Annotated in this window: 11 protein-coding genes; 9 read left to right on the forward strand and 2 right to left on the reverse strand. The window is 57.3% G+C overall.

The features are described 5' to 3' along the window. The first annotated feature begins 53 nt into the window (after positions 1–53). The 5 genes from BM395_RS15180 (at position 54) to BM395_RS15200 (ending at position 3,696) form a co-directional block, all read left to right on the forward strand. The gene (locus BM395_RS15180) at positions 54–740 is read left to right on the forward strand and encodes a lysoplasmalogenase (protein ID WP_090513287.1); all 687 of its coding nucleotides are present in this window, start codon (positions 54–56) and stop codon (positions 738–740) included. A 114-nt stretch (positions 741–854) separates the two neighbouring features. Continuing rightward, positions 855–1,424, forward strand: a complete 570-nt coding sequence (locus BM395_RS15185) for a hypothetical protein (RefSeq protein ID WP_090513290.1) — start codon at positions 855–857, stop codon at positions 1,422–1,424. A gap of 132 nt (positions 1,425–1,556) precedes the next feature. Further along, complete coding sequence (gene cmoA, locus BM395_RS15190; RefSeq protein ID WP_090513580.1) at positions 1,557–2,300, forward strand: carboxy-S-adenosyl-L-methionine synthase CmoA; 744 nt, start codon at positions 1,557–1,559, stop codon at positions 2,298–2,300. Continuing rightward, positions 2,297–3,265: a tRNA 5-methoxyuridine(34)/uridine 5-oxyacetic acid(34) synthase CmoB gene (gene cmoB, locus BM395_RS15195; RefSeq protein WP_090513292.1), complete on the forward strand. Its 969-nt coding sequence runs from the start codon at positions 2,297–2,299 to the stop codon at positions 3,263–3,265. Before cmoA ends, cmoB begins: the two co-directional genes overlap by 4 nt. A gap of 149 nt (positions 3,266–3,414) precedes the next feature. Further along, positions 3,415–3,696, forward strand: coding sequence for a peptidylprolyl isomerase (locus tag BM395_RS15200; RefSeq protein WP_069901573.1), 282 nt, complete (start codon positions 3,415–3,417; stop codon positions 3,694–3,696). Positions 3,697–3,822: 126 nt separating this feature from the next. Here the strand turns inward: BM395_RS15200 and BM395_RS15205 are convergent, their stop codons facing one another. Continuing rightward, a complete protein-coding gene (locus tag BM395_RS15205; RefSeq protein WP_090513295.1) occupies positions 3,823–5,247 on the reverse strand; it encodes a sigma-54-dependent transcriptional regulator in 1,425 nt (474 codons plus the stop codon). Between the two features lie 151 nt (positions 5,248–5,398). Further along, positions 5,399–6,871: a sensor histidine kinase gene (locus BM395_RS15210; RefSeq protein WP_090513299.1), complete on the reverse strand. Its 1,473-nt coding sequence runs from the start codon at positions 6,869–6,871 to the stop codon at positions 5,399–5,401. A gap of 384 nt (positions 6,872–7,255) precedes the next feature. On the opposite strand from BM395_RS15210, the gene BM395_RS15215 reads away from it, so the two are divergent. From BM395_RS15215 to BM395_RS15230, 4 genes are all read left to right on the forward strand, one after another. After that, positions 7,256–8,623 (forward strand): hypothetical protein, encoded by a 1,368-nt coding sequence (locus tag BM395_RS15215; RefSeq protein ID WP_090513303.1) that lies wholly within the window; start codon positions 7,256–7,258, stop codon positions 8,621–8,623. Between the two features lie 34 nt (positions 8,624–8,657). Then, positions 8,658–10,892, forward strand: a complete 2,235-nt coding sequence (locus tag BM395_RS15220) for an Ig-like domain-containing protein (RefSeq protein ID WP_090513305.1) — start codon at positions 8,658–8,660, stop codon at positions 10,890–10,892. Between the two features lie 73 nt (positions 10,893–10,965). After that, positions 10,966–11,445 carry a curlin gene (locus tag BM395_RS15225; protein ID WP_090513308.1) on the forward strand — a complete coding sequence of 160 codons (480 nt, stop codon included), beginning with the start codon at positions 10,966–10,968 and terminating at the stop codon, positions 11,443–11,445. Positions 11,446–11,501: 56 nt separating this feature from the next. Further along, positions 11,502–12,938: a hypothetical protein gene (locus BM395_RS15230; protein ID WP_090513312.1), complete on the forward strand. Its 1,437-nt coding sequence runs from the start codon at positions 11,502–11,504 to the stop codon at positions 12,936–12,938. Positions 12,939–12,947: the final 9 nt, after the last annotated feature.

Raw genomic sequence — 12,947 nt, forward strand, 5'->3', positions numbered from 1 at the left:
CCGCGCGCCGCTAATGCGCGCAGTAACGTCTATCGCTCTGCAAGGTGGCTGCTATGCGTTGGTTAATACTCGGTCTGATTGCCAGTGTTGTGTTCATTGTCGCCCGGGCAACCGGTTCGGCCGAGCTTGCGTTGTTCAGCAAAGGCGTCCCGGTCATTGCCATGTTTTTCTGGCTGGCGAACGCACCGGCGGGCCGTTACCGGCGCTGGATTCGTATTGGTCTGCTGTGTTCGCTCGCAGGCGACGTGCTGCTCGAATGGCCGCACGATCTTTTTGTGTTTGGCCTGGGCGCCTTTCTGCTAGCTCATCTGGCCTATTTGCGCGCCTACCTGACTGACTGCAAACAGCCTGCGTGGCTGGCACTAGTGCTCGCGTTAGCAGTTGGCGGCTCGATGTTCAGCGTACTGGCAAGTGCGGGGCTGGGGCCGATGCTGATTCCGGTTGCCTGCTACGCAACGGCGATTGGCGCAATGCTCTGGCGCGCACTGGCACGCCTGACAATGCAGCCCAAAAACCGCAACAACGCCCTGCTCGCTGCGGTCGGCGCCTTGTTGTTTGTGTTCTCCGACAGTCTTATCGGCATCAACCGTTTCGTCGCCCCATTCGACTCCGCCGGTTACTGGATCATCGTCAGCTATTGGCTGGGGCAATGGGCAATAAGTGCGTCTGCACTTCACATCTATGCGCAGAATCCGCAGCAAACCTGCGCAACTTCGACTATAGAAACTAGGCAGGCCTGAGTCTTTAAACGCCGGCCTGTAGAACCTCTGGAAAAATGCCAACTAAAACAACAAAAGGGCAATAGCGCCTGCGCTTGAATTGCCTGCAACCTCATCGACGTCGTGTGGTTGATTATGAAAAAACTGCAATTGTTGGTAGCGCTGGTCCTGCTCGGTTTATTCAGTGGCTGCGGCAGCATGCTTCCCAGTGAGCGTTCCGAGGCGCGTTCACCGTTCACCGACTATCTCGACGCGGAAGCGAGATACAACCAGGCCGTTACCGGCAAGACAACCCGCAGCGAGCTGTTCGCCCTGGGCTTCGATCCGCTGGCGCAAGGTAACGGCAAAATGCTCTCGTTCATCGACATCCGCCAACTCTTTGTGCAGGCCAACATCCCGATTGAGTACCTGCCCGAAGGCCTGGTCGAATGTCTGGAGGCCAAAGACCGCTGCATTGGCTACTCATTCGATTTCACCAAAACTGACTCGGCGCGCGTTGGCAGCTTCTGGGCAGACGTTTTGAACTTCAAGAAAGAACGGGAAATTCAGGGCTGGTCGTTTCGCGCAATCTTTGTGTTGATCGACGACACGCTGGTGCACAAGGTCAGCAATGGCGAGCCGAACATTCGCCGCCTGGAGGTCAAACGCAATCCTCTGGGGCCGCTGCAGGGTGCAGGCGAGTACTTTTCCGACCAGTTGAAGTAGCCATGCGTCGCCTGTACAGACGCGCAAGCGCTGCAAACAGCGGCTTTACGACGCAGTAACACGCGGTGCAGTACTTTTTCACAGCCTGCTTCGCTAAAATGTCCGGCTTTGCAGACCTTTATCGGTATCGCCGTGAACAAACAGCCAGATCGCATCTTTGCCCAGCCCTTGGAACAGGTGCCCGATTTCACCTTCAATGAAGACGTGGTTCGGGTTTTTCCTGACATGATCAAGCGCTCGGTGCCCGGCTACCCGACGATTGTCGAAAACCTCGGTGTAATGGCCAGCCAGTTCGCCCAACCGCACAGTGTGCTTTACGACCTGGGCTGCTCACTGGGCGCGGTCACTCAGGCGCTGCGCCGGCATGTGCAGATTGAAGATTGCCGGGTGATTGCGGTCGATAACTCCAGCGCGATGGTCGAGCGTTGTGGCGAGTACCTGCATGCACAGGACTCGATGTTTCAGGAGTTGCTGCCAGTCGATGTGATCGAGGCGGATATTCTCAATCTCGATTTTCAGCCGACGTCACTGGTGGCGCTGAACTTCACCTTGCAGTTCATCAAGCCGGAACAGCGCCTGGAGCTGCTCACCCGGATTCGCCAGGCGCTGATGCCCGGCGGCGCCCTGCTGCTGTCAGAGAAGCTGTGCTTTGCCGATAGCGAACAACAGCAACTGCTGACCGATCTGCATATCGCCTTTAAACGTGCCAATGGCTACAGCGAACTGGAAATTGCGCAGAAACGCAGCGCAATTGAAAACGTGATGATTCCCGACAGCCTTGAACAGCACCGCGAACGCTTGCTGGCGGCCGGTTTCAGTAAAGTCATTCCCTGGTTTCAATGCCTTAATTTCGCCTCGATGATTGCCCTGCCATGATCCGCAAACTTGACCTAGACGCGCTGCAACAACACCTTGCCGGCACCCCGTTACAAGAGTGGAGCGCTGATCTGCCGGGGCAAATAGACGCCAAGCTGGCCATTGGTCACGGCGACTTGCAGCGCTGGCATAACGCCGTGGAGGCCTTGCCTGCACTCAGCGTTGAGCAGCTTGAACTGGTGAAAAATTTCAGCTTCAACGGCCCCTGTGACGAGCCAACCCGCGCACAGCTGAAAAGCGCCTTGCAGGGTTTGATTCCCTGGCGCAAAGGCCCCTTCCACCTGTTCGATGTGCATGTCGATACCGAATGGCGTTCAGACTGGAAGTGGCAGCGTGTGGCGCCGTATCTCGACCTCACCGGCAAACGCGTGCTGGATGTCGGGTGCGGCAATGGCTACTACATGTGGCGCATGCTTGGCGCGGGTGCGGCCAGCGTGGTCGGGATCGATCCGAACTGGCTGTTTCTGTGCCAGTTTCTGGCGATGAAAAACTATTTGCCAGACCAACCGGTGTGGCATCTGCCGCTGGGTTTCGAGGAGCTTCCGGCCAAGCTGCAAGGCTTTGATACGGTGTTCTCGATGGGCATTCTGTATCACCGTCGCTCGCCGATTGATCACCTGTTCGACCTCAAGGATTGCCTGGTCAAAGGTGGCGAGTTGGTGCTGGAAACGCTGGTGGTCGAAGGCGATGCGCAGCAAGTGTTGCTGCCCGAAGACCGTTACCAGCAAATGCGCAACGTGTGGTTCCTGCCCTCGGTACCGGCACTCGAATTGTGGCTGCGCCGCGCCGGCTTTACCGACGTGCAGTGCGTGGATGTCAGCACCACCTCGGTTGCCGAACAACGCTCGACCGAATGGATGCGTTATCAGTCGCTGCCCGAGTTTCTCGACCCGGCCGACCACAGCCGAACCATCGAAGGCCTGCCTGCGCCCATGCGCGCCGTTTTCACCGCGCGCAAGCCGTAACTGCAAGAGGTGCGTGGCAATCGCGCGCACCTGCACACGCCACGAGTCGATAAAAACCGACAATCTGTAGCTGTCCGCCGTCTGCCAGCATTTGCTTGGCCGGACGATTGCGGTAGGCTCTACGCTTCATTGAAAGGAGGTATTTCCCCATGGCTAAAGCCACTGCCCGCCACATCCTGGTTGCAAGCGAAGACAAGTGCAACGAACTGAAAGCAGCCATCGAAGGCGGCGCTGATTTCGCTCAGATCGCCAAAGAAAACTCCACCTGCCCATCCAGCCGTGATGGCGGCAACCTGGGCTCCTTCGGCCCTGGCCAGATGGTTAAAGAATTCGACACCGTGGTCTTCAGCGCTCCGGTAAATGTCGTTCAGGGTCCGGTGAAGACTCAGTTCGGTTATCACCTGCTGGAAGTTACCAGCCGTCAGGACTAAGCCTGTCGCGTGGCGCATAGCCATGCACGGACTCGCTCCAGACTAAAAAACCCCGGTTTGCTCACCTTGCGGCGTTGCCAAGACGCCAGGTGAACAACCGGGGTTTTCTTTTGACTGTGTTACGCACTAATGCTGGCGGCCGGGTCGGGTCAGCCCCAGACGCTCGATGCGATAGCGCAACATGTCGCGGCTCAAACCGAGAATCCTCGCCGACTTGGTGACATTCCAGTCGGTTTTGTTGAGGGTTTTAATCACCATGTCGCGCTCGACTTCAGGCAGATTGAAGCCATCCATTTCCTCCTCACCCGCCTCATTGTGCGTGGCCTGAACGACAGACTCGCGGCACTCCGGCTCCATCAGGCTCGAACAAATAACCAACTGGCTGGGGCCGATAATCGTGCTCTGCGCCAACAGCACACTTTGCTCAAGCATATTGCGTAGCTCGCGCACGTTGCCCGGCCAGCTGTATCGCTTGAGCAGGCTCTCGGCCTCGGCGCTGAATTGCAGCCCCGGCTTGCCGTAACGCTTGCAATGCATGGCCAGGAAGTGGCGTGCCAACAACAGCACATCATCCCCACGCGCATACAGACGCGGCACCTTGATGGAAATGATGCGCAGCCGGAAGAACAGATCACGGCGGAACTTGCCCTGCTGAACCATCTGTTCAAGGTTGCAGTTAGTCGCACTGATGATGCGCAGATTGACTTTGCGCTCCTTGACCGAGCCCACGCGGCGAATGGTCCGGTCCTCAAGCAGCTTGAGCAATTTGGCTTGCAGGCTCAGGTCCATCTCACCAATTTCATCAAGAAACAGCGTGCCGCCGTCTGCCGCTTCGACCAAACCCAGCCGACGCTCCTTGGCGTCGGTAAATGCGCCTTTCTCGTGACCAAACAATTCGGCCTCGATCAGATGGGCCGGAATCGAGGCGCAGTTGAATTCGATAAATGGTCCGCTGCTGCGGCCGCCGCCAAAATGCAGTGCCCTGGCGATCAACTCTTTGCCCGTACCGGTTTCACCTTCCACCAGAACCGCAGGCAGCTCGGCATCGGTCATGCGGCTTTCAGCGTCGAGCAATTGCTGGATAATCGACTTCAAGGCCTTCATCGGCTCTGAATTACCGATAAGCGCCTGCTTGCTCGACTCCTGAGAATCACGCAGCTGATAAAAAGACAGCTTGTGTTCGAGCCGCTGCGCATCGAGGGCCTTCTCGATTAGCAGTTTCAGCTCGACCAGCGCAACAGGCTTGGTCAGGTAATGAAATGCACCGGCCTTCATCGCCTCAACCGCGTCATCAATATTGCCGTAGCCGGTCATCATGATCAGTTTGATCTGCGGCGCACTCGCGTGCACCTTGGCCAGCAACTCGATGCCGCTGATGCCGGGCAATGAATGATCGGTGAGCATGACATCGGGTTGCAGCGTGGGCAGAAGCTCAAGCGCCTCTTCGGCAGAATGGCAGACATGCGCCTCGAAATTCTTGCGCTGCAAAAATGTCTGAATATTTTCGGCCAACATCTCATCGTCTTCGACGATCAAAATGCAATGTTCCATATCGCCTCCCCAGGCTCAAATTGATTCATCTAAAAGGGCGACCTGCGACTACCCGCGGCGTCACGCGTTCAAGCCCGCCTGCCTGAATAACGCCCGCATCCAAACTGCAAATCCGCGCTTGTGCGTACTCTGTTTACTGGTTAAGTATCTCTCACGCCGCCTCAGCAGCCCGATGCTGCTGACCCTGCGAGGCAACCTTGAAGTCGAGCACCACGGTCGTGCCGTGCTGCTCTTTGCTCGACAACGAAATCTTGCCGCCAAAGCGTTCCATTATTCGTTTAGCCATCACCAGCCCCACTCCCAGGCCGCCTTGTTTGGTGGTGTAGAACGGTTTAAAGGCCATTAACTCCTGCTGGCGCGACATGCCTTTGCCGGAGTCACTCACGGTCAGAGTCAGCCGACGACCCAACTCAACCACCTCAACCTTGGCGCGGAGCACCCCGCCCTTGAGCATGGCCTCGATCGCATTGGAGATAAGACTATTAAGCACTTGCCGCAGCATCATCCGATGACTGACCACAAAAGCGGATGAGTCGATCGTGATCTCTGCCTGAATATTGGCCTGACGTAATTGCAGCTCAAAGCTGCTCAGGCAATCCTTGAGCACCGCTGCAGGATCAACCACCTCGATTTCACCGCTCAGCGGGCGTGAAGAAATCAGCAAATCGCGCACCCAGTTCGACATCCGGTCGACCTGGCCAATAATGTCGGCGAGATTTTTCGGTGGTTTACCGTCATACATTTCCTGCGCCAATTCCGCACTCGAACGAATGGTCGCCAGCGGGTTGCGCAGGCTGTGAGCCAGTGCCGAAGACATTTCACCCAGTGCCACAAATGACTCATTGGAAACCAGTTGTTGGCGCTGCGAGTCGAGCAAGATCGCGGCGCGGCGCACAATCCAGAACAAACCAAAGTAAATCAGCGCGCCGCCAATCGCTGTTGATATCCAGATGACCCGGTAGCCGCGCTGCAAACGGGCGATCAGGTCTTGCGGCTCCTTGTAGACCTCGACCATCGTAACAACGGAGCCATTGTGATCCAGCATCGGCACGTAGTTCTCGATAAATAACTCTTGCGGGGCGTGAGGAAACTGTTGCTCGGCATGCGATTCGTCCGCGTGGTTGTAGCTGGAAACGACTGACTCACGCGTTGCAAAGGCCTTGTCTAAATCTTGGTTAATAATGGTCTGGCCAATTAGTGAGGGATTGCTCGACCAGATGACCACATGGTCAGCAGCATAAATATTGGCTAAGAGGGCGTCGGGGAGATTGGCGATATGGTCGAAGAACTCGGATCGAGCCCGCTGTCGCTTTTCGGCCACAGCTTGCGAGTAGTTTTTGTCGTTGCGTGGATCAATCACCTCGGACATCACCATGTTACCCAGCCCATGATGGCGGATTTCGGTGGCCCCGATTGCGCGGATGAATTGGGCGGTGAGCATGGCGTCACGCTCAATGCTCTCTTTAACCACGAACTGAGTGGAGATAATCCCTAATCCAACCGCCACTGTGCCGACGATGACCAAACTGATCAGGGAAAACCAGCGCAGCAAATTGAATGAGCGACTGCTCAGTTTCTCATCCCTCCAGGGCGTTAATTTGCTCAGATCGAAGGCAACGCACATGGGGAATTCCGGCTGTTTTTTATTGTCCTGAGTTGTTTATAGCTCATGTTTTGAGAAATATTTAAATCATTATTTGGTATTAGGCTTTAAGTAGATATAACCGGCTCTGGCACAGTTGATCGCCGGTTTTTTAACGCCAAATAACCTTCCAGTTTTCCCAGCTCTCAGCCCCCCCCCGCCAAAACCCAACTTTGGGGAAAGCCCCCCTATTCCCCAGCCCGGCAAAACTCGCCGCCTGCAAACACCAAGGCCTTGCAACCACCGTTTTAGAGCGGTCAGTCGTTGGTTTTTGATACATGGTATGGATGTTGCGGTACGGCTTGCAGCGTGTCGGTGGCCCCATCAAGCCGCATGAGACACGACACACTGCAAGAGGACGCACTCATGCACACCAAACTGAAGGTACCTGTGTCTGCTCTATGCCTTGCCTTAGCTGCAAGTCAGGCAGCGCAAGCTGATTTGTTTGCGGTAGATCCTGGTACTCCTGCTGGGGAGTACTTGGCGGAAAATGGCTTTTTCGCTGCTTGGTATCAAGACACTCACGGTCGGACCCTTGACCTGTGTTTATCCAAAAATCTCAGTTCACGCGTACCGTCAACGCCGGACGCGCCCTCTTACATGTGCTCGCTATTGCCCAACCCGGGCATTTTCGATGACACCCAACCGATGGTGTTTCCGAATAATTTCCCGGATGAAGCATTCTGGTTCACCGGCGATGCCGCAATCGTCGACGCCGCATCCGGCATAGACCTGGCGTACATATCGGCGGTCGAGGCGGCATTTGGTGGCGGCGATCCCGCGCCTGGCGACCAGATCAGCTTTGCCCGCATCCGGATTCGGGTCGATGTGCCCACCCCCGGTACTTACACCATTACCCACCCCTACGGCGTCGACATTTTCGATGTAACCGCTGACGACTTCGGCACCGACGGTAATCGCGCCATCAACATGACCCGCGATGTCGGTATTGGCGCACCCCAAACCTACACCGGTGCGCTGGGCGGTGATATCGGCCCGTTCCTGCGCAGCGTCAACGGGCCTTACACCGAGGTCAACCCGGACACCGGCGCAATGGAAACCTTCATTGGTGATCCCAACTTGCTTGAAGCGGTAACCGGCAGCCCGTTCAACACCAACTTCGTGCGCATTGAAGGCCCGGGCGGGATTGACCTGAGCACCACCGACTTTGCCATTTCCGGCAAATTATCCAGCGTGGTTCGCCCAACTCCGGCCCTCGTAGACCGGGCAACCTACTCGCGCAGCAACAGCCAGCAAGGACCGCTGAACGCCCAACAGGATGTCTTCCTCAAAGCGCCACCGCCTCCCGCCAAAGCCAGCTATGTGGATACCGGCGGTGCAACCGTGACCATGACCGAGGCGGACTCGACCGGCAACTGGTACGGCCAATCCAGCGTCAACCCGAGCTTGCCGGCAAACGTTGAGCTGACCGTCGACAACTCCTTGGCGATCGCTAGCAGCACGCCCGCAACGCTGGTCCAGCCATTGGTCGATCACGTGACGATCAGCACGGCGACCTATGGGTTGAGCTCCGGCCAGTTGATTGTTCAGGCCAGTAGCAGCGACCAGGTCAGCCCGCCAACGCTGTCGGTGTTTAACAGCAGTGGCGACTTCATTGCCACGTTAAGCAACGGTTCGACCCAGACCGGTATCAGCCCAATTCCACCGGCGAGCATCACCGTTCGCTCATCGAATGGCGGCTCGGATACCGAAGAAGTGGTCATCCTTCCATGACGGTTGCGCATCAGAATTTGCGCCAGGAGGCATCATGAACAAGTTGCCCTGCATGTTTATCTCATCCCTGAGCCTGATCGCTCTTGCCATCAGCAATGCTCAGGCTGAGTTGGGTGCGGTCGCCCCGCCACCCTACACCCCGGCAACCGGCGGCTACCCCGCCTGGTATGAAGATACCAGTGAGCCGGCCGCCGAGCGTCTCGATCTCTGCCTGTCCAAGGCCGAGCTCACACCGGGAGCAGGTTACCTCTGCATCCTGCTGCCCAACCCGGGTATCTTCGATGACACCAAACCCATAGTCTTCCCCGACAACTGGCCAGACGAGTCATTCTGGTTCCTGGCCGAAACCACCATCCCGGAAGGTGCGGTGGCAGGCTATGAAATGGACGCCTATGTGGCCGGTATTGAAGCCGCGTTTGGTGGTGGTGATCCATTACCTGGCGATCAGGTGAGCTTTGCGCGGATTCGTATACGCATCAGCGTGCCAGTCGCCGGAACTTACACCGTGACTCACCCGTATGGCGTCGACACCTTCAATGTGACCACGCCGGGACGTCGCGCCATCAACATGACCCGCGACATCGGCATCGGAGCGCCCGGCGATTTCAGCGGCGCACTGGGCGGTGACATTGGCCCGTTCCTGCATGGAGTGGGTGGGCCATATCTGGCGCAGAACCCGGAAACGGGGCAGACCGAGACATTTATCGGTAACCCCAACATTACCGAAGCCGTCACCGGCAGCCCGTTCGACACCAACTTCGTCAGAATTGAAGGCCCGGCCGGGGTGATCGAAACCAACCTGTTCAGCGTGTCGGGCAAACTGTCTGATCCGCGTGATCCGCTGCCGCTGGAAATCGAACGTGCAACCTACCGGCGGACTGCGAGTGGCACCCAGATAAGTGTGTTCGCAGACTCGGCGTCCAACAGCGACGTTTGCTTCCGCGAAACCCTCGATCTGGTGGATGGCGTGCCGCCTTCTCCTTGCCTGACCGACATGACGGCCAATAACAGCGGCAAGTACTTTGGCCATAATCCGGCGGCAACAACCCTGCCACCCTTTATTGTGGCGACGAGCGTAGACCCGAGCGGCGTCAAGCAGCAGACATCGCTCTCAAGCAAACTGGCTGACGTCGTTAAAATCAGCACTGCAACCTACTCGTGGGATGACCAGACCCTGCGCGTCACGGCCACGTCCAGTGACGAGGTACAGGTGCCAGATCTGGCAGCGCCCGGTTTCGGCAGGCTGTCGAAATCGGGGACTCAGCAAACCCTCGAAGTCAGCGACCTCAGCCAGCCGCCTGCCACCGTCACGGTCAAATCGGCAGCTGGCGGCAGCGATACCGAGATGGTCAGGGTCGTGGGTACGGCGCCAGCACCAACCGACAACGAGTTGCCGGTTGCAGTGGATGATGCGGCGGCGACCTCATCAGGCGCGCCAATTTCAATCAACCTGCTGGCCAATGACAGTGACCCGGACGACAACACGCCGCTGACCATTGTCGACCTGAGTCAGCCCGCCACCGGTTTGGGCAGTGTTGCGCTGAATGGCACAACCTCGGTGTTGTATACCCCGCCGTTAAACGTCACCACACCACTCACCGTGACGTTCAGCTACTCCGTGCAGGATGCACTCGGCGACAAGTCGGCAACACCGGCGACCGTTACCGTTACCGTTAACCCGAACCTGCCGCCAACTGTGGTCAACGACGCTGTAACCACACTCAATGCGCCGATCACCATTGATGTGCTGGCCAACGACACCGACCCGGAAGGCAACGTGCCGTTGAGCATTAACGGCTTCGGCCAACCCGCCGCCGGCCAGGGCAGCGTGACCAGCAATGGCACAACGCTGACCTACACCCCGCCGGCCACGGTGACGACGGCGTTCACCACGACCTTCAGCTACACCGCCCGCGATTCACTGGGCGCGGTATCAGTGCCGGCGTCGGTCAGCGTCACGGTCAATCCGCCACTGCCACCGGCCGTTGTGGAAAACCTGACGGTCACCACTGCACAGGTCACCCCGCGCTCGAACAATCGCTTCACGTGGGACATCCGCGGCCAGACGTCGATCACCAATGGCAACGTGATGACTATCAGCGTGACCACCGCCAATGGCCTGCAGGAACTGGGCACGACGGCTGTCCCGGGCACCGGCCGCTGGCGGCTATCGCTGACCTCGACAGAAGTTGTGCCAAGCGCCAATCCGGTGATCTCGGTCAGGTCTTCAGTCGGCACGGTGGTTCAGCAAGCATTGGATGTGCGTTAAGCAGTCGCTCAGTGGTTGAGGTGCGTGTTACTGCGCACTGCTACCACCGGGCAAAACAGCAGGAGGGTTGAGCATGCAAAGGCCAAGGTTAGCAAGCCAACTCTCCGCCATTCTACTGGGGTTTTGCGGGCTGCTTAACGCGGTACAGGCCGCCGACCTCGCCGACAACTTTGACCTGGCTGAGAGCTCGAGCGATATCGCCACGCCCAGCCAGTTAACTGCCAACCAGCTCGCGTTGATCAGCCAGGACGGCCAAAACAATGTGGCGCTGATTGCACAGCATGGCCAGTCGATACTGGGCGAGATCGTGCAGTCGGGCAGTAATCAGGAAGCCTACATCCTGCAGGAAGGCATTGGGCAAATGGCTTCAATCACACAGCAGGGTTATGCCAACGAGGCTTACATCAGCCAAAGCGGTGCCTATAACCAGGCGCAGATCAGCCAAAACGGTGCCTACAACAGCGCACTGATCGAACAAACAGGCACTGGGCAAGCCAGCAGTATCGCCCAGTATGGAAACAACCAGAGCGTGAGGCTCTACCAGTACCGTTGAAAGTGCTTAATCGATCCTATTGCTCGAAGAGCACGCTAAAACCAGGAGGCAATGCCATGTTCCAGTTCAAACCACTTGCTGTCGCAGTTCTGGCCATCGTGAGCCTGCCTGCACTCGCAAACAACAGCACTTCAACCCAGACTCAAGAGGGCGAAGATCATATCGCCGATGTGTTCCAGACTCAGGCCGGTCGCAGCCAGGCTACTCAGACCCAGGACGGCAGCGGGCAGATCGGCTGGATCGAGCAAGAGTTTGGCCGCAACCGCGCTGAGCAAACCCAGTCGGGTGATACCAACGACAGCTTTGTACTGCAAAGTGGCGAAAGCCGCAGCCGCTCGGTGCAGGTCCAGAATGGCTCCCTTCAGGGATCAGCGAATTTCCAGGAGGGCGGTAGTGACAACTTGATCCGCTCCAATCAGGGCGGCTCGTCGCACTTTGGCAGTGGCACGCAGTTATTCGAAACCAACAGTGAGATGCACCTAAGGCAGCGCGGCAATGCCAACGAGGCCGATCAGTATCAAGCCGACGGTGAGCGCAACAACGCCACTATCGACCAGCGCGGCAGCGGCAACATGGCCTCCACGGACAGCTTTCTTCAGCGTGACAGCCAGATGACCATCAATCAAAACGGCGATGCAAACGAGGCGTTCATTTATCAGGACGAAGGCGACTTCACCACGGCCACAGTGGATCAAGTTGGCGCGCAGAACGTGGTCGATGCCTTTCAAAGTGCTCAAATGAATAGTCATTACACGTTGACTCAGACCGGCAACTTGAACGGTGCTCAAATCGATCAGACTGCGGGCACCGACAACCTACTGACCATCACCCAGATTGGTAATGGCAACGAACTGGCGGCCGAGCAATACAATGCAAGCATGATGACGGCGTCACTGACGCAAAACGGCAGCGTCAACTACGCCGAAGCCTATCAGGAAGGCACTGGACACGTGCTGACCGTCAACTCGACTGGTACTGGTAACGAGGTCTACGCCGGCATCGTCTCAGGCTCAAATGGCCAATATGGTAATGGACAAACTGCAACCCTGACCCAAAACGGCGAATTCAACGCCATCACCCTGACTCAAGACGGCCTCCAGCAACTCGCAGTGCTGAATCAGACAGGCAGTGAAAACTCGATGGAAACCAGCCAGGGCGGCACATCGAATGAGCTGTATTTCTCCCAGGACGGTGAAGGCAACCAACTGCTGGTTGACCAGACTGGCACCGACAACTTGGTAGACGGCACCTCGACGGCTGATTTCAGCAGCGTCGAAATTACCCAGTCGGGGGCCAATAACCAGTCGCTCACCGAGCAATCGATTGGCAGTGATAACAGCATCGTGGTCAGCCAGACTGACAACGCCAACCTCTCGTCAGTCTTCCAGGCAGGCTCATTCAACAGCGCCACGGTGACTCAGTCGGGCAATAACATGATCTCCACCATTACCCAGAACGGTAACGGCAACACCGCTAACGCGGTTCAGCAATAACCATCCACC

The sequence above is a fragment of the Pseudomonas marincola genome, assembly GCF_900116605.1.
GTDB classification, from domain to species: domain Bacteria; phylum Pseudomonadota; class Gammaproteobacteria; order Pseudomonadales; family Pseudomonadaceae; genus Aquipseudomonas; species Aquipseudomonas marincola.

What these genes read in the sequence shown, in the direction of transcription:
- BM395_RS15205 (WP_090513295.1), bottom strand. Translation starts at nt 5,247, where the DNA reads ATGGAACATTGCATTTTGATCGTCGAAGACGATGAGATGTTGGCCGAA.
- BM395_RS15215 (WP_090513303.1), top strand. Translation starts at nt 7,256, where the DNA reads ATGCACACCAAACTGAAGGTACCTGTGTCTGCTCTATGCCTTGCCTTA.
- BM395_RS15200 (WP_069901573.1), top strand. Translation starts at nt 3,415, where the DNA reads ATGGCTAAAGCCACTGCCCGCCACATCCTGGTTGCAAGCGAAGACAAG.
- BM395_RS15220 (WP_090513305.1), top strand. Translation starts at nt 8,658, where the DNA reads ATGAACAAGTTGCCCTGCATGTTTATCTCATCCCTGAGCCTGATCGCT.
- BM395_RS15185 (WP_090513290.1), top strand. Translation starts at nt 855, where the DNA reads ATGAAAAAACTGCAATTGTTGGTAGCGCTGGTCCTGCTCGGTTTATTC.
- BM395_RS15180 (WP_090513287.1), top strand. Translation starts at nt 54, where the DNA reads ATGCGTTGGTTAATACTCGGTCTGATTGCCAGTGTTGTGTTCATTGTC.
- cmoB (WP_090513292.1), top strand. Translation starts at nt 2,297, where the DNA reads ATGATCCGCAAACTTGACCTAGACGCGCTGCAACAACACCTTGCCGGC.
- BM395_RS15225 (WP_090513308.1), top strand. Translation starts at nt 10,966, where the DNA reads ATGCAAAGGCCAAGGTTAGCAAGCCAACTCTCCGCCATTCTACTGGGG.
- BM395_RS15230 (WP_090513312.1), top strand. Translation starts at nt 11,502, where the DNA reads ATGTTCCAGTTCAAACCACTTGCTGTCGCAGTTCTGGCCATCGTGAGC.
- BM395_RS15210 (WP_090513299.1), bottom strand. Translation starts at nt 6,871, where the DNA reads ATGTGCGTTGCCTTCGATCTGAGCAAATTAACGCCCTGGAGGGATGAG.